Source organism: Veillonella sp. 3_1_44 (genome assembly GCF_000163715.1).
GTDB lineage: Bacteria > Bacillota > Negativicutes > Veillonellales > Veillonellaceae > Veillonella > Veillonella parvula_A.
On the sequence record NZ_GG770202.1, the window covers coordinates 58,749 to 78,562 of the forward strand.

15 protein-coding genes are annotated in these 19,814 nt (G+C 38.6%); all 15 read right to left on the bottom strand.

The genetic code is table 11. The annotated features are described in order from the left end of the window. Positions 1–29 precede the first annotated feature (29 nt). The 15 genes from lpxK to HMPREF0873_RS09425 all read right to left on the bottom strand — a co-directional run bounded on the left by lpxK (position 30) and on the right by HMPREF0873_RS09425 (position 19,671). Entirely contained in the window at positions 30–1,142 is a 1,113-nt protein-coding gene (lpxK, locus tag HMPREF0873_RS09355; protein WP_004695492.1) for a tetraacyldisaccharide 4'-kinase, read from the bottom strand. Positions 1,143–1,196: 54 nt separating this feature from the next. Further along, positions 1,197–2,501 (bottom strand): 3-deoxy-D-manno-octulosonic acid transferase, encoded by a 1,305-nt coding sequence (locus HMPREF0873_RS09360; RefSeq protein WP_038125904.1) that lies wholly within the window; start codon positions 2,499–2,501, stop codon positions 1,197–1,199. A gap of 2 nt (positions 2,502–2,503) precedes the next feature. Further along, on the bottom strand, positions 2,504–4,234 hold the full coding sequence (locus HMPREF0873_RS09365) for an ABC transporter ATP-binding protein (protein WP_008715786.1): 1,731 nt from the start codon (positions 4,232–4,234) through the stop codon (positions 2,504–2,506). Further along, entirely contained in the window at positions 4,227–5,369 is a 1,143-nt protein-coding gene (lpxB, locus tag HMPREF0873_RS09370; RefSeq protein ID WP_008715788.1) for a lipid-A-disaccharide synthase, read from the bottom strand. Before lpxB ends, HMPREF0873_RS09365 begins: the two co-directional genes overlap by 8 nt. Beyond that, positions 5,369–6,205 carry an LpxI family protein gene (locus HMPREF0873_RS09375; protein WP_038125905.1) on the bottom strand — a complete coding sequence of 279 codons (837 nt, stop codon included), beginning with the start codon at positions 6,203–6,205 and terminating at the stop codon, positions 5,369–5,371. Before HMPREF0873_RS09375 ends, lpxB begins: the two co-directional genes overlap by 1 nt. A 367-nt stretch (positions 6,206–6,572) precedes the next feature. Continuing rightward, positions 6,573–7,385, bottom strand: coding sequence for an acyl-ACP--UDP-N-acetylglucosamine O-acyltransferase (gene lpxA, locus HMPREF0873_RS09380; RefSeq protein WP_082717876.1), 813 nt, complete (start codon positions 7,383–7,385; stop codon positions 6,573–6,575). A gap of 19 nt (positions 7,386–7,404) precedes the next feature. Continuing rightward, positions 7,405–7,830, bottom strand: a complete 426-nt coding sequence (fabZ, locus tag HMPREF0873_RS09385) for a 3-hydroxyacyl-ACP dehydratase FabZ (RefSeq protein ID WP_004695477.1) — start codon at positions 7,828–7,830, stop codon at positions 7,405–7,407. Then, positions 7,827–8,666, bottom strand: coding sequence for a UDP-3-O-acyl-N-acetylglucosamine deacetylase (lpxC, locus tag HMPREF0873_RS09390; protein ID WP_038125906.1), 840 nt, complete (start codon positions 8,664–8,666; stop codon positions 7,827–7,829). Before lpxC ends, fabZ begins: the two co-directional genes overlap by 4 nt. 263 nt (positions 8,667–8,929) lie before the next feature. Beyond that, positions 8,930–9,832 (bottom strand): lysophospholipid acyltransferase family protein, encoded by a 903-nt coding sequence (locus HMPREF0873_RS09395; RefSeq protein WP_004695471.1) that lies wholly within the window; start codon positions 9,830–9,832, stop codon positions 8,930–8,932. A gap of 6 nt (positions 9,833–9,838) precedes the next feature. Continuing rightward, positions 9,839–10,870 carry a UDP-3-O-(3-hydroxymyristoyl)glucosamine N-acyltransferase gene (gene lpxD, locus HMPREF0873_RS09400; RefSeq protein ID WP_004695469.1) on the bottom strand — a complete coding sequence of 344 codons (1,032 nt, stop codon included), beginning with the start codon at positions 10,868–10,870 and terminating at the stop codon, positions 9,839–9,841. Positions 10,871–10,901: 31 nt separating this feature from the next. Further along, positions 10,902–11,429 carry an OmpH family outer membrane protein gene (locus HMPREF0873_RS09405; RefSeq protein ID WP_004695467.1) on the bottom strand — a complete coding sequence of 176 codons (528 nt, stop codon included), beginning with the start codon at positions 11,427–11,429 and terminating at the stop codon, positions 10,902–10,904. Between the two features lie 11 nt (positions 11,430–11,440). Next, positions 11,441–12,412 (bottom strand): hypothetical protein, encoded by a 972-nt coding sequence (locus HMPREF0873_RS09410; protein ID WP_008715796.1) that lies wholly within the window; start codon positions 12,410–12,412, stop codon positions 11,441–11,443. 29 nt (positions 12,413–12,441) lie between these two features. Further along, positions 12,442–12,930, bottom strand: a complete 489-nt coding sequence (locus HMPREF0873_RS09415) for an OmpH family outer membrane protein (RefSeq protein ID WP_004695463.1) — start codon at positions 12,928–12,930, stop codon at positions 12,442–12,444. Between the two features lie 106 nt (positions 12,931–13,036). Continuing rightward, positions 13,037–15,205: an outer membrane protein assembly factor gene (locus HMPREF0873_RS09420; protein WP_038125908.1), complete on the bottom strand. Its 2,169-nt coding sequence runs from the start codon at positions 15,203–15,205 to the stop codon at positions 13,037–13,039. A 176-nt stretch (positions 15,206–15,381) separates the two neighbouring features. Further along, positions 15,382–19,671, bottom strand: coding sequence for a translocation/assembly module TamB domain-containing protein (locus tag HMPREF0873_RS09425; protein ID WP_038125909.1), 4,290 nt, complete (start codon positions 19,669–19,671; stop codon positions 15,382–15,384). Between the last annotated feature and the right edge of the window lie 143 nt (positions 19,672–19,814).

Sequence of the window (19,814 nt, forward strand, 5' to 3'; positions counted from 1 at the left end):
CTGTTATTCGTGTATCTTATTATTATACACTAAATCTCTAAATTTTCTATGAATTCTTGTTTTCCAGAAACAAATTCAATTCCTATAGATAGCACCAGAATCGGTATTTTCAAGTCTTCAATTGCATGCAACTGACTTAACTTAACTGCATCCTTTTCTGTAATGCAAATAGCATCAGCTTGATGAGCAAATGCTTGTTTCCAAATCTCAACTACATCATCATTTGAAAAGTCATGATGATCTCCAAATGGCAAGGTATGAACAACGTTATACCCTACATCAGTTAACGTTTGTGTAAAGGATTGAGGGTTTCCAATTCCACTCACAGCCATAATGCGTTGTTCCTTGTAAGCATCTACAGAAGCCCCAACAGAACCATTAGCCCACTCATCTAAGGTGTACATAAATTGCGGCTTATGTGTTGTTTCATAGACAGGTATATTGGGAATCATCTGAGTTAATCGCTTTCGAATCCCGGATACAATACCTGGTGCTACTTGATCAACCTTAGTAAGAACGATAATATCCGCACGCTGTAAACCACTAAGGGGTTCACGTAATAGTCCCCGTGGCAATACATGTTCATAGCCAAACGGATTGGATGCATCGATTAGTACAATATCAATATCTCTTGCTAGTGCACGATGTTGAAAGCCATCATCCATAATAAGACAATCGGCACCTAGCTCATTAATAGCGATTTCTGCAGATTTGGAACGTTCACGTCCAATGATTACATTAGATTTTTGTAAAACCTTAGCCAGTAACCAAGCCTCATCACCACTGATAGATGGCTCTACAAGCATTGTTCCATCTTTAGAAATAATAATATTTTTGTTATTATCTTCTGCACGGTATCCACGACTAAGAACAGTAGGATGAAGGCCCTTCTGAGTAAGCACATCACAAATAAATCGCACCATCGGTGTTTTTCCAGTACCACCAGCCGTAATGTTGCCAACGCTGATTACAGGCACTGTAACTTTCGTAACGCCTTTACCCTCATCAAATCGAGCATTGCGTATTGATACAGCTTTCTCATAACCTTTACTCAAAAGGCCTAAACTGGAGCGAGCTATATCACCTAATACGGATTGATCTTCACCACTAACGATGGATTTGAATAATGCTTCCCCACTCATAGGTGACGCCTCCTATTATGTAATACAGTAAACTAATCTACAAATTTAGTCTTACTACGGAATAATTTGATGTTTCTCAAATAGCAAACGTAACTCTTGTGTATTACGCCGCGTAGCACCACGATTTTCTTTAATGATATCCAGGCAGTTTTGCCCCATCTTTTTAGCCAAGTCTCTATCCTTACATAAACGCAAGACCATAGTGGTTAACTCTTTTCCATTCTTCACTTGCTCACAAGCATTTCGAGAGTTTAATAAGGCGAAAATTTCTTTAAAGTTAAACATATGAGGCCCAACCAAAATTGGCTTACCATGTGCAGCTGGTTCCAAAATATTATGGCCTCCAGTTTTAACAAGGGAACCACCAACAAAGATAATATCGCCTAAGCTATACAGTCGGCCAAGTTCACCAATGGTATCTAAAACGACAACGGGAATACCTTCATGAACAGGCTCCTTCATATCGCTACGACAAATAGCACTCAATTCATAACGCTTTGCAATATTTTGCACATCATGACCGCGATAAATTTCACGAGGCGCAATCAATAAACGAGCTTGTGGATACTCTTTCAATACTTGCTTGAAGGTTTCAAAAATAGCCTCTTCTTCACCTTTGTGAGTACTACCTGCAATAATGATAGGATGATTATTTCCAAAGCCAAATTCATCGAGAAGAGCTTGTTTTTCTTCATATGATACGGTGGCATATGTTTGATCGTATTTCATATTACCTGTTACGGTAATATCAGGTGTATGAGCACCTAAACTTTCAATATACGCCGCATCAAATTTGGACTGCATGCAGAAACGCTCAATAGAGCGTAACATTTCACGCGTAAAAGCACTGATATACTTATAACGTTTCATACTGCGATCTGAAATGCGTCCATTAACCATCATAACTGGAATGTTTTCCGATTCGGCGATACGCAAGAAGTTTGGCCAAATTTCAGTTTCTACGAGTAAAATAGTAATCGGCTTAATAATATGTAAAATTTTACGAGTTAAATACGGCAAATCAAGGGGAAAGAATATAATTCCTTCTGCTTCAGGAATGATACGATGAGCCATAGCATGACCAGTAGCAGTAACTACTGACACAACCACAACAGCTTCAGGAAATTCCTTTTTAACCTCTTTTACCAATGGACTGGTAGCCACAATTTCCCCTACGGAAGCGGCGTGAATCCAAATAGCACGACGCCCTTCAATTTTCTTTAATAGCGAAGCGGGCATATAGCCTGCACTTTGTTTGATACGCTCATAAAAGCCATCTTCAAAGGCAAGTCGGTATAAAATAACCGGAATCAAGCCTATCCAATAAAATATGAGCAATACGTTATATATCCAGTACATGGTTATCCTTTATTGGAGAATTGAACGGAATAAAGATGATTGTACAATCCGCCGTCAACAGCTAATAGCTCTTGGTGAGTCCCCTGCTCTACCAAGCGACCTTGATTAAGTACAACAATTTGATGAGCATTTTGAACGGTGCTCAATCGATGGGCAATGACAAATGCCGTACGCCCTTTCATGAGACGATCTAACGCCTCTTGTACAAGCTTTTCGCTCTCAGTATCTAAAGCAGATGTGGCTTCATCTAAAATTAGAATTCGAGGATCTTTTAAAATAGCACGTGCGATAGCAACGCGTTGACGTTGTCCACCAGATAGCGAACTGCCTCGTTCACCTACAATCGTATCGAGACCATCAGGCATTTTCTCAACGAACTCAAGTACATTAGCCGCTTTAGCCGCTTCATACACGTCTTCATCAGTAGCATCTAAACGGCCATACAAGATATTCTCTTTAATTGTAGCATTGAATAATACGGTTTCCTGTGGTACAAGACCAATTTGTTCACGCAAAGATTTAAAAGTAACATCTTTTATATCGTAACCATCAATTGTAATAGAACCACCGGTTACATCATAGAAACGAGGTAGTAAATTAGCGAGAGTTGTCTTCCCTGCACCAGATGGTCCAACAAGGGCTACACTTTCGCCAGCCTTAACTGACAAGGTAAAGTTTTCTAAGGCAGTCTTTTCTCCATCATAGGAGAAAGAAACATCATTAAACTCCACATTGCCGGTAATAGCAGGCAATGTAATAGCATCAGGTTTCTCCACAACATCTGTTTTAGTATCTAAAATTTCAAATACACGATCGGCAGCAGCCAACGCCTTTTGAATATTACCATATACTTGACTCAAACGTTTTACGGGATTTGACAAGTTAATAGCATAAATCAAGAAAGCAATCAAAGAGCCTGCAGTAATAGCACCTGTTACTACGGAGTAACCACCGTACCAAAGGATGACCGCTACAGCGATTGCCGCAGAAAACTCAACCATTGGGCTTAACAAGCTAGTCAATTTAGTAGCTTTGATAACTGCTTTAAAATTGCGATCATTTTCGTCTTCAAAGCGCTTACGCTCAAAATCTTCACGAGCAAAGGATTTTACAACGCGAACTGCACTAATTACCTCTTGTAAAAGTGCCGTAATATCAGCTACACGCCCTTGGACATCATGCCCCGCCACGCGAAGCTTCTTACCAAACACATTGATAATCACTAAAACTACGGGAACCGTAATAAAAGTAACTAACGTCAATTTCCAGTCAATGAGAAGCATGGATACCAAGGAACCGATAAGTGTTACAGATTCAGTGATAAAAGAAATCAAGTTATCTACCACCGCCGTTTGCAATGCAGCTACGTCATTTGTAAGATTACTCATGATAACGCCCGTCTTACGACGATCGAAATAGGATAAGCTTAATTTTTGTAGATGATTAAAAATAGCCTCACGTACATCGATAATCACGCGCTGTCCGATGTAGGACATGTTATAAGTTTGACCATAGGTAGCAAAGCCACGAATTAGGAAAATGAGTATAATAGCACCTACAATAAGGTTCAACATAAACATATTCTTTTCATCTAATACTTGGTCTACTACATTCTTAATTAGCCAAGGTACCACCAAATAGGCAGCAGCAGCGACAATCATGCAGAATACTGCAAAAAGCATTCGCTTATAATAAGGCTTTACAAAGTATAAGAGCCTAGAATAACTATTCATTACATTTCTCCTTACCGAGATTATATACAAGATGTGCTACCCGTTTTACTGCACCCGGCTCACCTAATTTATGACGTACTTCGCGCAATTCACTGCGCATAGCTTCATTTTTGTCTACATCGCTGAGCAATGGTTCTACCAAAGACACAATTGCGTCTGGAGTGACAGCATCTTGTAATAATTCGGGAATGACTTCTTTACCCGCTACAATATTAGGCAAGCCCACATGTGTTACATTCACAACCATCTTACCAATACCATACGTAATTGGAGATACACGATACAATAATACCGTTGGCAATTCCATCATCGCCGTTTCTAATGTAGCCGTTCCTGATGCAGCAAGGCACACATCACAAATCTGCATCAAGTCATATGTATGGTCTTCCGTAATCGTAACAGGCACCTTATGAACATCGATAAACTCTTCTAGCTCACTTCGATCAATTGTATGTGCTCGAGGCAAGAAGAATTGAATATCTTCATGTTTCGCCATCAATTGCTCACCACTTTTTAACATCGTATCAAGTAAGGATAAAACCTCTTGTTTACGACTGCCAGGCATGAGCAATATCTTTTTAGCCTCTTTGCGAGCCCCAAAGTATGCTTCGGCCACATCCTTAGTCATCGTAGGATGTACGATGTCGAGTAAAGGATGCCCTACAAAATCTACATTACATTTATACTTGCGATATGCTTCAGCTTCAAATGGGAAGATAGATGCTACCTTAGTTACATACTTACGGATTGTATTACCTCGACTACTATGCCATGCCCAAATCGTTGGAGCAATATAATACAAAACAGGAATCCCCAGTTCATGAGCCACCGCAGCTAATTTCATATTAAAACCTGGGTAATCTACACAAACGAGAATATCTGGTTTCTCCTTCATCATGACGCGTTTCAAATACGTGCGCAACTTAAAGAATTTTGGCAATGATTTCACAATCTCTACAATACCAATGACACCAAGATTCTTAATATCATACACGATACGAACACCAGCACGCTCCATCAAGGTGCCACCCATACCAAACATTTCTACAGAAGGATCTATTTCTCTCAATGCATTGGCTACACTTGCCGCATGAGTATCGCCGGAAGCTTCACCGGCGGAAAACATGACTTTCATTATGCATCCTTTCTGGAATTTACAAATTCTTGGTCAACAGCACAGATAACAATACCATGACGATCTGCCATATCAAGCACATCTTGTTGTTGTACGAAAATAGTCTTTTCCGCTTCTACAGCTAGTACCTTACAACCACTATCAATCATAGACATGAGCGTTTTTATGCCTACTGCCGGCACATCAAAGCGTACATCTTGATTTGGTTTTTCGGTTTTAACAACAACCGCATCCCCACGGCCGAGCTCACCACCTCGTAAAATACACTTATCAGTACCTTCAATAGCTTCAATAGCCATGGCCGCCTTATGCTTAACAACAACAGTTTGACCTATATCAAGGGCACCCATTTGTTTAGCTAGTTCAAAACCAAAACAAATATCAGCCCATTGCTCATCTGTAGGTTGTGCTTTTGAAAGCACCCCTACCTTTGGCATAAATGGTTTTAAGTATGCTGTTTGATCTAATACTTTAAAGCCTTCCCGTTCTATTTCATCAACGATAGCGAGCATAATCGTATCATCTTTACGATTTTTAAGACGCTTTAAAACGCCTAATGTTTTTAAATCAGGAAACGTAAGGCCTTTAAAAAGAATCTCTTTAGTAACTTTCCCAAGCATAGTTAACTCTTGAACCTCTTCTTTTTTCAAGGTTTTGAAGATTTTACCTAGTTTAGCAACACCAATATCGTAGAAAGCATCAGCCTCAGCCTTTAGAGCCGGGTCTACATCTGGAACCACGCCGATAACAACTACCTCGTGACCTAATACATGAGCGGCACGCATGAATTCTACAGGTAAAACTCCAATGCCTGCAATCAATCCTACCTTTGCCAAGACTATACCTCCTAGATGACCTACGGCCTATATATCAATTAGTAATTACAAATTTACAATAAATAATGCCTCAAAAAAGACATAATCATATACAATATATTGTACTATAAATAGCCACTTTTTACCATTAAAACACCATGTTTTATGCCTATTTCTTCAACATTTTAACAGAATTATTTTAATCCTAATTTTACAACTCAGGAACGTAAAATATATTCAGATATTTTTATCAAAATATTTAATATTAATGAACTACTATTATAAAATTCTTATCCAATTAAAAGCCTAAATTTTATAGATCATATAAAAATATTAATATTTATAGATTACACAAAAAGACCTCGTACATTGTACGAGGTCTTTTGAATTAGTCGCGACGTGTACGCATAATACCACGATCGGCATTGCGTAAGAAGCGTAATAAATTTTCAATTTCTACAGAAGAATCAAGCTGCATTTCCATTTCTTCAATAGCCTTAGATAAACTAAAACCAGAACGATAGATAATACGGAATGCTTGTTTCAAATCTCGGCGTACTTCTTCTGAAATACCTGCACGAGATAAACCAACAGAGTTAAGGCCGATAACACGCGCTGGTTGACCATCAGCAATAACGTATGGTGGAATATCTTGGACCACCTTAGCCATGCCACCAACCATAGCATTTCGACCAATCTTAACAAATTGATGAATACCTGCAAGGCCACCAATAACTACGCGATCTTCAACGATAGCGTGACCAGCTAAACCTGCACAGTTACTCATAATTACATTATTGCCAACAATACAGTTATGAGCCACATGTGTACATGCTTGAAGCAAGCAGTTATTGCCTACACGTGTTTCTTCACCTTCGCCAGTAGCGCGGCTAATAGTGACAAATTCACGGATAACCGTTTCATCGCCAATATTACAATAGCTTTTTTCGCCTTTGAATTTTAAATCTTGCGGTTCCAACCCAATAGATGCGTTAGGGTAAATCTCACAACGCTTACCAATGGTTGTCCAACCACCAATTACAACATGTGCACCGATTTGTGTCCCCTCGCCAATTTCGACATGTTCGCCGATTACAGCGCCAGGACCTACGATTACATCTTTGCCCAATTTAGCATTTGGATGGACTATGGCTGTACTATGGATGTTGGATTCTGCATTTTCCATGCCTACAACTATCACTACAATCACTCCTCAATCATTATACAAGGGCAAACATGTATTCACCGCTAGCGCACAATTTGTCGCCAACATAGGCACGGCCTTCAACCTTACCCATTTTACCTTTGATTTTTACAATATCAACTTCCATACGCACTTGATCACCAGGTTTTACAGGATGACGGAAACGAACTTTATCAATACCTGTAAACATAGGTGTAAGACCTCGGTTTTCTTCAGGGTATAGCAAAGCAATACCACCAACTTGTGCAATAGCCTCAGTCAATAACACGCCTGGCATTACTGGATTACCTGGGAAGTGACCTTGGAAGAACAATTCGTTGAATGTAGCATTTTTAATGCCCACAGCGCGTTTCATAGGTTCTAACTCAACGATGCGATCTACCAAAAGCATAGGATAACGATGAGGTAAAATTTCTAAAATGTCTTCGTGATTAAGAATCATGGCTGTGTCTCCCTTATTTCTTCCATTATACTACGAGCCAATTTTGAGTTTAATTCATGACTCGATTTCATAGCAATTACATGACCTTCGATTCGTCCTAATAAGAATAAGTCTCCTACTACGTCTAATGCCTTATGACGAACTAATTCGTCATCAAAGCGAGGTACAGACAAACACTTCTCATCATCATAAACTAACGCATTATCTAAGGTACCACCTTTTGCAAGGCCCATAGCCTGTAATTGTTCTAATTCTTTCATAAATCCGATAGTTCTAGCAGCACTAATATGCTCTTTAAAGTATTCTGGTGAAACCTCAAAATCGCAATTTTGCGTACCAAGTAACGGATGACTGTTAACCGATGTAAATGTAATGCGATAGCCATCGTATGGCAAAATAACTATAAAACGATCACCATCATAAATAGTATGAGAGCGAGTTATTTTATATACATGACGTGGTGCTGTTTGTTCTTGAATGCCAGCCTCTTCTATAAGGCCTACAAAAATAGCACTACTACCATCACCTACAGCAGGTTCAGGAGAATCCATCTCGATATAACAGTTATCAATATTCATAGCACTGAACGCAGCCATAACATGTTCTACAGTGAAAACCTTCGCTTCACCATTTTCCAATGTAGTAGCGCGCATAGTGTTCGTCACATTATCAATGTGTGCTCGCACAGAAGGATGACCTTCAATGTCCGTGCGGATAAACACAATTCCTGTATTTTCAGGTGCAGGTTTAAAAACCATATTCACTGGTTCACCGCTATGAAGGCCAATCCCTTGATATGAAATAGCCTGTTTAATTGTTTGTTGTGGCTTACTCATAAGAAAGTCCTTTCATAATCTGAATTCACGTTTACTATACACCAATATGTATTATACCCTATTTGCATAGGCGTTACAAGAAATTTACCATATATTACGCTAATTGGAAAGACTATTCTTAGTCTTTAAAATTTTAATAGATTATTTTTAAACACTAAGTTATAAGTTATAAAATAAAAAGAGATTTCATCCATGCTAGTAGGAATCAGTTTCATCTTGAAGATTCCACAATCGCATAAACAAAATCTCTTTAAAATTATTAACTATTGAAAAACATCAGGTGGTGTATCTATTTGTTCACCATAAAAACGACGAGTCCATTTCCAACGGTTATGAAGCCAGAACCAATCTTCAGGATATCGTCGAATATAATCTTCAATAAACTCATTTAGACGAGTTGTTGTTACCGCTATATCACGCTTTTTATCATCTGTACGTTCCACATAAATTGGTGGATGTGCTTCAATCTCATATTTCTCAGAAAACGGGCTATAATGTATGGTTACAAAAATAATAGGCACATCTTGCATACGAGCCAGTACAGCTGGCCCCGCAGCCGTCAATGTTTCATAGCCAAAGAATGGTACAAGAACGCCATCATCACCAGGGTCCTGATCCATAATAAGGCCTAAAAATGCACCTTTTTTTAGTTCATTAATCATTTCACGAACACCTGTTTTATAGGTCACATGTTGATGCATAATCCGACGATATTCATTGATAAACTTATCGGCATCACCATTCTGTTTCATAGCCACAGAAATCAGCGGATATCCTTCAGAAGCAAGAACGCCACCTAAAAGTTCCCAGTTACCACTATGAACAGCAGCTAAAATTGCACCTCGACCATTTTCTAAGGCATCATCTAAGTACTCTCGATTAATAAACTCCACCATATCTTTGTATGCGCCATCTTTAATTTCAGGATAGCGCAATACATCAATAATCATACGGCCAAAGCGTGTAGTACTAGCTTTCGCAATACGTCGAGCTTCTTTAGGATCATCTGTAATATTACAGAATAAAATTTGGCCTATCGCCAGGCGCTTGCGTTTAGGTGGCACCACTAACCACGCAATTTCACCAAGCAATGTACCAATAGCATATTGCAAACCTTTAGGTAATAAGCAAATAAAGGCACTAAAGATTTTCATAAACCTATACATGGATTATTAGCTCTCCTTAAGCTGTGCTTTCAAAGCGTCAATTTCTTTTTGTAATTGTTTTACAGTTTTCACCATTTCTGGCAAACGATTCTCGTAAGCAGCCAATTTTAGCCACTCTTTATGAGGTCTCATTGGATACCCAGCCATAACAGAATTAGAAGGCACATTGCCAGTAATTCCTGTTTTACCTGCAAATTGTACATTATCTCCAATTGTAATATGACCTGTACAGCCTGTTTGTCCTGCAAAGATTACATGGTTACCACATTTTGTACTACCTGCAATCCCAACCTGTGCGATTAAGAAACAATCTTCTCCAATCTCAACATTGTGGCCAAGGTGAACAAGATTGTCAATTTTGGTACCGCGGCGTACCAAGGTAGATCCCATTGTAGCATTGTCGATAGTAGTGCAAGAGCCAATTTCTACATCATCTTCAAGAATAACATTGCCTACTTGAGGAATATGCGTATGAATACCATTTTCTGTGGCAAAACCAAAACCTTCACCACCGATAACTGCTTTAGCACGCAATACAACGCGTTTACCCAAAATACAGTTCTCATGTACGATAGCACCCGCATAGATGTCAGAATCTTCCCCAATTCGTACATTATGACCAATATATACATAAGGTCGAATCGTTACATTATCACCGATAACAGCATTATCATTAATAACACAATAGGCACCAATAGCTACATTTTTACCAAGTGTAACATTCTTGCCAATAATAGCAGTACTATGCACTTCACGGGGAACTACAACAGGTGGATGGAATACTTCTAGCACTTGGGCAAATGCAGATTTTGCATTATCAACTACGATTTGCGCCATCGGTGCATTTTTTACTTCTGATTCAACGATAACAGCACCCGCTTGGCATAACGCAATATGTTCAACATATTCACCAATTGCAAAAGTTATGGATTGTTTTACCGCTTGTTCAAAGCTACGTGTCTCAGTAATGACAATAGACTCATCCCCTATAAGTTGACCGCCTACTAAATTTGCGAGTTCCTGTAAAGTTTTTTCCAAGGCAAACTCCTCCCCCTGTGGTAATCCTCAATTATTGTGCAGCTTCAGTTGTACTTGTTGTAGCTTGATCTGCTTGCTGTGCATTTTGCTGAGCATCTTGTTGCTCTTGAGCTTTAGCTGCGTTTTCAACTTCTTTGATTTGATCGTCAGAAGCCTTACCCATTTTTGTGATCAAATCATCGGTTACATCAGAGCCACCACCAACAACAGCGCCTTTTTCAATAATAACATCAAGTTTTTTTTCTTTCACAAGTTCATTGATTTTTTGTTCTTGATATTGACGGTATTCTTGTGCTTTTGCATTTGCAAAGGCATTTAATTCTTGATTCGCTTGGTTAAATACATTTTGTTTAGATGCTTCATCAGCAGCAGCAATTTTAGCATCTAATTCCGCTTTTTTAGCGTTAATCTCTTTAGTAATTTCAATACCTTTTTCAGTACTATTTGCTACTTTCACGCTATCCACATAGCCAACATTGTTAGAACCACAACCACCTAAGATAGCCATAGAAGCTACTAAAGCTGCACTTAATACTAAAGATTTAATACGTTTATTCATAATATAACTCCTTATTGAACTCGATAGGACGCCTTCACTGCATCAGTAATATCAAGCCCTTTAATATTACCACCATCATCGATGATGACTAAATCCAAATGTTGTTCCTCAGCAATAATTGCTACGCGCATACGAACATCTTCTAAAATGGCCTCATGAAGCGCACTCACTTCAGCTTCTTTATCTGAAAGCTTTTTTGCCCATGTATCATTCCACTCTTGCGCCACAGGCAGATTATTATTAGCAATGATGGCTTGTGCTTGTTGTTGCACCATGGAGTCTCGTTTCTCAGCTAATTCCTTCTGTAGGGATGCAGCGTATTGATTGAGCTCTTCCTGCCCTTTTTGTTGCATTGGAGCAAGCTCAGCCTGTACCTTTGCTTTAATTGAATCCACATCGAAATCCGACGGCTTTCTCTTAGCTAATAATTCTTTTAACCTTTCTTCTTTTTTAGCCTTTTCAGCCATAGCCGCTGCTCTTTGTGCATCATCTATATATACACGTGCATCATAGGCATATAAGTCTAATTGAAGGTTTACGATTTCCAGATCATATTCATTAGTACTAACCTTTAACTCAGCTAAATACTTTTGAGTCAATTCATTGCGCTTCGAATTTAATTGCTGATTTAGTTCATTTTCTTTTGTTGCAATACGAGTTTGCAATTCTACCGTAAGAGCATCTGACAAGGTTGAATCCAGTGCAAGTGTTTTCAACTGTTCATCTTGTGTCTCTGACTTGGCATTTAAGGCTTGTTGTTCAAGTTCATATTGACGTTGTAAAAGTTCCAGTTCATTCTTGGCTTGTTTATAATCCGCATAGGATGGATTAAACGCTAGTACATCATCAATGCGTACAACACCTATTGACATGCCATCAGGACCCTGTTGGCGATTTGTTACAAAACCATAGGCCCAAACCATAGCACTTATTGCAGCAACGAGAAATATGACTAGTCCTATATATCGTTGTTTCCCGTTCATTGTCGTTCTCCCTTACATAGAACTACAGTTTATTTTTTTGCATCAGTAGCTAGTTTTTTCAATACTTGATCTGTAATGTCAACACCGCCATATAGTACAGTATCTTTAGTCATAACAACGCTAAGACCCTTAGCATCACCAACTGCTTTTGCAGCCTCCATAGCTTTATCTTGAACGGATTTAGCAATTTCTTGATCTTTTTTTGCTAGGTTTTGACGCGCTTCTTCAGCGATTTTTTGTTTAGTAGCATCATCTTGTGCTGCATCAATTTTAGCTTGCGTTTCTTGTTGTAATTGGCTTTGATAGCTCATATATTCTTGAGCTGCAGAGATATAAATTGGATTATCTTGAGACAACATACGAGATGTATCAATAACCCCAATAGTACTAGTCCCACTATTACTACTAGGCGAAGCCATTTGCGTATAAGCTAACGCACCAATACCAACAATAAAAATTGCAGCAATGACGATGGAAAAAATCTTTACATTCGCCTTGTTGTTCATCATTCGCATCATAATAGAGTGCCCTCATTTCTTTAAATCACTGCATCAAAGGATGCCATATAGAGATATTGGTGAAAGCCTCTTTAAAAAGAGGCCTTCACCATATACATTTACTATATTAGAATTGTGTACCGAAGCTGAAGTGGAATTTATTTTTGTGTTTACCCACGCCATAGTCAAGTTTAACTGGACCAATTGGAGTCGTAATACGAACACCAGCACCAACGCCATAGTTAAAGGTTTTCTTGCTATTATACCATGTAACATTTGGTGCATCCCATGCATCACCGATATCAGTAAACAATACGCCACTAACCTTTTTAACGATTGGGAAACGGAATTCCAATGTAGCATTGTACATATACTTGCCACGGAATTGATCATCTTCATAACCACGTAAGGAATCAGCACCACCCAATGTGAACAATTGGCTATAAGGAGCATCACCTTGAATAAAGCCACCACGTGCACGGAATGCCAATACATTCTTAGCACCAAGTTTTTTATACATGCGTGCTTCAGCTGTGAATTTATAGAAGTCGAAGTCACCGCCTAAACCATGACCAGCCCATTGTGTAGTATAGGAAATACGACGACCACGAGTTGGTTCATAGATATTATCACGAGAATCGTATACTTTTTGCCATGTTACGGAGTTAATGCGACCGAAGTTATTTTTTACATAGTTGTCAGATGCAAAGTTATAGGAACCATTATCCCAGTTTGTACCTTTACCCGCATTTTTATCATAACGGAAACCAGAGCTATCATCATCATCCCATTTATAAGTATCTTTACGAGATTCTAATGTCAAGTAATCACGAGTATATTCCCCAGTTTGACGACCGAAGGAAATATTGAAACCACGAGATTTCTTATTGTATTCTGCTACTTCACTACCATCTTCATTGTAATCTGTGTATTCATCTTCGCGGTTGAAGAAGGAGAAGCCAAGGGATGTACCTTTGCTATCAATCCAAGGTTTCAAATAGGAGATTTGGTAGTTCTTATATTTTTTCTTACCACCGATTTCCCAGTGAACTTTAAATTTATCGCCAGTACCACGTAAATTATCTTCACCAAATTCAACAATACCCATCAATCCATCAGATTTAGAGTAACCAGCGCCTAATGTGATGGTACCAGTCTTATGTTCCAATACATCGATTTCAATAATTACATTATTTGGATCTTGTTCACCTGGCAACATACGAACGTTTACGTCATCAAAGAAACCTAAGTTATATACGCGTTCTACAGAACGACGTACCAAGAATTTATTAAAAGGTTTTCCTTTCTTTTGAACAAATTCACGAGTAATAACTTTATTGCGGGTTTTCTTGTTACCTGCTGGAATGATATCTTCTACGACACCTTCAACAATGTGTATATGAAGTATGCCTTGGTCATCTACACGGATACCATCAACGTGTGCTAACATATAGCCATCGCGAGCATATGCAGCATTAATGCCTTGAACTTTTTGCCCTACGGATACAGAGTTAAGAACTTGACCTGGTTGAATATCCATGAACTTAGTCAATACTTCGGAGGAATATACAGTATTACCTTCAAAGGAAACGCCAGTAGTAACTGGATTTACTGTTACGGCAAAGTCCAATTTTACGCCTTCAGGCACGGAAGTAAATACAGGATTTACTTCGGAGAAGTAACCAGTATTACCAAGATTAGTTACATCTTTAAATACGCCATCAACAGATACGGTATCGCCAACTTTTTCAGTTAAAATTGGCAACAAATTTGCTTGCTGTTCAGCTGTAACGCCAGATATAGATAAACCGGTAATCAATTTACCTACGTAAGGATTAACAGATTCAGCACTAGCAGATGTGACATATTGTGCTTCTACTGTTGTAACAGCTTGAGTTTGGCCATTTTCAGCAGCCTTATCAAGATCAGTACCACCAGTAGTTTTAGATACCATTTTTACTTGTTTATCATCAGTTTTTAAAGCAGCATTATTGACTGTAACAGTTCCATCAGAACCTTTTACTACAGTGCCGTCACTAGATATAGTCGTATCACCACGAGCAGCTAAGATAGCTGCATCAGTTTCATCTTGTATAGTTGTAGTAGTTGCATCAGCATTATAAACAGCTTGTGTAGTAGCTGCATCATTTGCTGTAGCAGCATTAGTCGTCGTTGTGCTATTTAAATCTGGAGTATAGCCAGCTTGTACCTCAGCAGCAAATACACTGCCTGTCCCCATGACAGCAGTCAACACGGACGCTGCAAGCATACTTTTATAAGCTTTTGGTTTAAACATAAATTCCTCCTAGAACTCATCCCCATAAAGAGTTTACATCTTATTTATAAAGACTAATAAATCTTTATCATTATAGCATAAATTGCTTGGAATGAGTACTATATTAAACAAATTTTATGAAATTAATATGACTAGAATGTGCATACCTAAGGGGTTTACACATTCTAGCCATACTCTTAAAAGCTACGTGTCCAACGACCACCTATATAATTGTTCCCTTTTGATGTATGCCATCCCGTGAACTTAAGGTTTCGTTTAACAGAATATTCTATACCATATTTATTTTGTTTGTTATTAATACCTTGAGAATAAGTCAACATGACTCTCGGTAATACATATTTACCGATTTCAATATTATAATTACTTGCCGTATCCCTATTGGTTGGCTCATCGGGATCAATTGACCCTGTTGTAATATTGATGCGGTCTAACCCAAGTGTATTTTGTAATGCATCTTGTACATAGCCAAAAGCAAACATTTGAAGCCCTGCTGTAGCCACGGCATTCACATCTTCATTTGTCAAAGTACTACTATTTGAATCTGCACCGCGGCCGAAGGTCAACATGGAAATGATTTGCTTTCTAGACAATGTAGGATTAGAGGACAATGATAAGTCCATATGATCCACTGTCCCTTTTACGCCAAGCATAATAGTGTAATTACTTACATTTGTTTCAGCCTCTAATTGTAAGTTTGGTAAATAAGAGCCACCTACGAAATGGGCATTCCCTTTTGTAATATTAAATACATGGCTCAAATACTTAAACGTGCCATTTCTAACATCAAATTGACCACTAGCAGTTGGATTTTGTAAAGATCCACCAAAATGAACATCGCCACTGATAAACATGTTGTATAAGGTGCGATCATATAAACGTACACCTTTACCCGCATGAACAGTAACATCCACCCCCATATCTTTGGTACTTTCACTAGATTGTAAGGAAAGAGGAATTTTGAATTGAATCTTTTCAAGATTTAAAGTACCAATAAGGGTCGGCAATCCATCTCGGTCAGCAATATAAAGTTCACCATTCAACGGTCCTCTTACATATTCACTGCGAACCTCTAAGTCTTCTAGCTGAACTGCCGCCTTGTAATTAGTAAGAGTATGTCCAGACCAATTTACTTTAGCAGCCAAACCAGCTGAGCCTTTGCCCATATTAATACGGGATTGGAAATCACCTTGTTGACCAGAGAAAATTAAGTCACCATCAATACCAGTAATTTGATTTTCTACACTTGCTAATTTCATCGTACCATTACGTACCGATACAGTACCATATGCTTCAGGCTGATCAATAGTGCCTGTAATGTGAACCGTGCCTTTTAACGGACCTGTTGCCTCCTTAACACTAGTTGTAAGAAGAGGGATAACAGCCATATCTGCTTCGTTAAAATCAATAGTTACATCCATAGATTTGCTATCATTTGCTGGAATATACCCAGACGTAAAGATTGCCGCTAATGGAATCTTACCATAGACGCTAAGTTTATACCCACTTTTGGCACCTTGAATTCGTTGAATCTGAATAACTTGATCTTGCATTGTAGCCAATACAAAACCTTCATCAATACCAACACCATTAAAGGACCCCGACTCTACAGCACCGGATAATTCTACTTTAGGATTCTTAGTTTCCCCAGTGATATTTACAACGCCAGTCACCCAACCAGTAGCTTGAATATCCTTACCCATAAGTGGCAAGAACGGTACTATATCAACATCCTTTAATGCAACCTGTAAGTCCGCTTGACCATCAAGATCCATCGTACCGCCTATTGCAATGAGACCTTCATCAACAGGCAGTTTCAAAGTTGTAACTTTGAATTTACGATTAGCAAGACTTGCATCGATAGTTGCATCACCAACAATCTTTTCATCAATACTTACATCATTAATCTTGCCTGTTACATTAACGCTTGGATTGTCGCGTGTACCTCCGATTTCAACAGAACCATTTAATTTGCCATCAATGTGTTCATTGGACCGGTCTAGCAAGGTTAGCAAATTCTTTACGCTACCATTAGTAACATCTAATACACCAAATAGTTGTCTACTATCATCAAACTTCATACCACCTTTAGCAGTGTAGCGACCACCATCGGCTTCAGCAAAGGTGAAATCTTGCACATTTACAACCGATTTATCTGCATAAACACGACCATGAATATCGTTCAATAATTCCCCATTAACTGATAAGGCATCGGATGAAATATAGCCATTGAATTGAGGGTTATCCACAGATCCAGTAATTTGTCCTCGACCAGATAGCAAACCATCAACTTTGTAATCCGTATTAATGAGCAATCTGCCCATATCAATTTTTTTGCCTTCAAAATCAATATTAATTGCTTCTTTAGATACTGTACCGCCACCTGTGATAGTTGCACCATAACCTTCAATATCAAATCTATAAAGCTCTAATGTATCATTCTGATAGTTATATTTTGCAAACGCATTGGTCACGAGTTTGCCATAAGCAGAACCATCCCACAAATGAGCACGACCTTCTATAATCGGATTTGCAGCCGTCCCTGTAATATGATTGTCTGTTTCAAACCAACCTGTAATAGGAACATCTGTAACAGTACGAATCACATTTTCAATACGAGCAGCCCGAGCCTTGGCATTTAGATCTAACACATCTGTATTAAGATTATACCAACCATTAACATCATAGCCCCCATCGCCATCACCAATATGTCCATTGGTGATAGTGAGAATATGGTTATCTAGCTTAATATCTCCATGGATATTATTGAATCGAGCCCCTTTATAATGTACCTCTTGCCCCCATACAGTGCCCATTACATTTGGATTATCCAATGTACCTTGTATCGCAAAAGAGGTATTCAAGGTGCCATCAACATCTTGACCAATAATAAGACTTAGTGCGGTCAATGGCAATGCATTACCGGAAATAGTGGCATCTATATTACCATTTTGGATATAGCCATATCCGCTTAGCGCCCCATCTCCTATAGTGCCTACAACGGTCATATTTGTACTATTATCAGCATGCGTAAAGTTAGCTTTTGCAGTATCAACTACAACACCGCGAATGCCTATTTGGCGACCTTTAACAGAGCCTACAACATCTGTAACTTGATTATTTTTTCCTAAGATACGCATCTCACCATCGATATTACCTGTAACCGGTGAGATCATATCTTTTGTGAAAGTGCCTAAAGGTAAATTTTGAATCTTTATAGTAGTATCAAAATCCCCTGTATCAACCACATATTGGCCCTTAACCTTTGCACTACCTTCGCCTACTGATAGGCGCACATCATCCGTACGAACTAAACCGTTATCATATACAATATCACCTTGTAAACGATCAATATAGTAACCATTATAAGAAATACCATCACTAGCAATCGTTGCATCTACACGTGGAGCTACTGTCGTGCCACCAATATGTGCACGCCCACCTACAATACCAGAAACACCGACGTCTGTTATCGCCTCTAAATCTACTTTATCGGCCACAACATTAAGATTTAAATACTCTTCATCTTTGCCTAGTGTAACTAAGCCATTGATCTTTGTTACTTGATCATTTACCCTCCAAGAACTACGACTAATAACGATTTGATCATTATTAAGCATAATGCGACCCGTGCCATCGGTAATATTATAAATTGTATTACCCCGTTTATAAGTGCCTGTTAAACCTTTAAAGCCTACATTACCACTCATAATGTATTTGCCATCTTCACTTTTAAGATTTAAATGTAAATCTTGTAACTTACCACTCGTTACAGATAGATCCTTACGAAGTGGAACAAAACTCATAATACCAGCAGTATCAATTTCATCAGCTTGTACAAAGAGATCAAAATTAGATACATTGTTCATATCAATTTTGCCATTCAAGGTAATTGCGGAACCATCTACATCAGCAGTAAAGGCACCTTTAGACATGCCACTCATATCAAGCGCCATAGTCCCATCAAGATTTTCTACATTCCTCTTTATTCCATCTTTAGTACGTAGCGCTACGCGACCATCATTAATAGTCACAGAGCCATCAAAAGTACCCGACTTATTTGGATCGGATGGTTTTACTAACTTAGTTATACTCCACGACCCATCAGCTAGTTGCCATATATGAAAATCTGGCGCCTCAACGATTACACTAGAAATAGCCGTAGCCCCTGATGTGTTGCCACCGACAATCTTCGGCAAAGAAGATAGTTTAACTCCTACAGCTACCTCTTGAGCAGTTCCAACTAAATGACCATCTCTATCTTTGATAGTCACATCTGTTAGAACAACATCACCATTCCAATTAATTCGGAGAGAATCATAGTCTATAGATCCGTTTATGACATTATTTACTTGTTCTTTAACCATAGGTGCAATGTAAGTTTGAGCCATAGGATTGATGCTGGCACCAACAATACTAGACAAACCTAAAATCGCTGCACCGATAAGGAGCCACTTTTTACGGGTCATAATGATACTCCCATACACATTATGAATAATATAAATATATATACTAATCTTACCACAGACACAGTAATAACTATAGTATTTTCAGAGTGAATTTTATAAAACCTATCAAGAACACTCATTGTCTATAATGTCCATTACAAGAA

Bases quoted from the DNA above. Each gene is read 5' to 3' on its own strand.
- lpxC (WP_038125906.1), bottom strand. From the start codon at position 8,666: ATGAGTAAGCCACAACAAACAATTAAACAGGCTATTTCATATCAAGGG.
- HMPREF0873_RS09360 (WP_038125904.1), bottom strand. From the start codon at position 2,501: ATGTACTGGATATATAACGTATTGCTCATATTTTATTGGATAGGCTTG.
- HMPREF0873_RS09425 (WP_038125909.1), bottom strand. From the start codon at position 19,671: ATGACCCGTAAAAAGTGGCTCCTTATCGGTGCAGCGATTTTAGGTTTG.
- HMPREF0873_RS09410 (WP_008715796.1), bottom strand. From the start codon at position 12,412: ATGAACGGGAAACAACGATATATAGGACTAGTCATATTTCTCGTTGCT.
- HMPREF0873_RS09415 (WP_004695463.1), bottom strand. From the start codon at position 12,930: ATGATGCGAATGATGAACAACAAGGCGAATGTAAAGATTTTTTCCATC.
- HMPREF0873_RS09405 (WP_004695467.1), bottom strand. From the start codon at position 11,429: ATGAATAAACGTATTAAATCTTTAGTATTAAGTGCAGCTTTAGTAGCT.
- lpxB (WP_008715788.1), bottom strand. From the start codon at position 5,369: ATGAAAGTCATGTTTTCCGCCGGTGAAGCTTCCGGCGATACTCATGCG.
- lpxK (WP_004695492.1), bottom strand. From the start codon at position 1,142: ATGAGTGGGGAAGCATTATTCAAATCCATCGTTAGTGGTGAAGATCAA.
- HMPREF0873_RS09395 (WP_004695471.1), bottom strand. From the start codon at position 9,832: ATGTATAGGTTTATGAAAATCTTTAGTGCCTTTATTTGCTTATTACCT.
- HMPREF0873_RS09420 (WP_038125908.1), bottom strand. From the start codon at position 15,205: ATGTTTAAACCAAAAGCTTATAAAAGTATGCTTGCAGCGTCCGTGTTG.
- HMPREF0873_RS09365 (WP_008715786.1), bottom strand. From the start codon at position 4,234: ATGAATAGTTATTCTAGGCTCTTATACTTTGTAAAGCCTTATTATAAG.
- fabZ (WP_004695477.1), bottom strand. From the start codon at position 7,830: ATGATTCTTAATCACGAAGACATTTTAGAAATTTTACCTCATCGTTAT.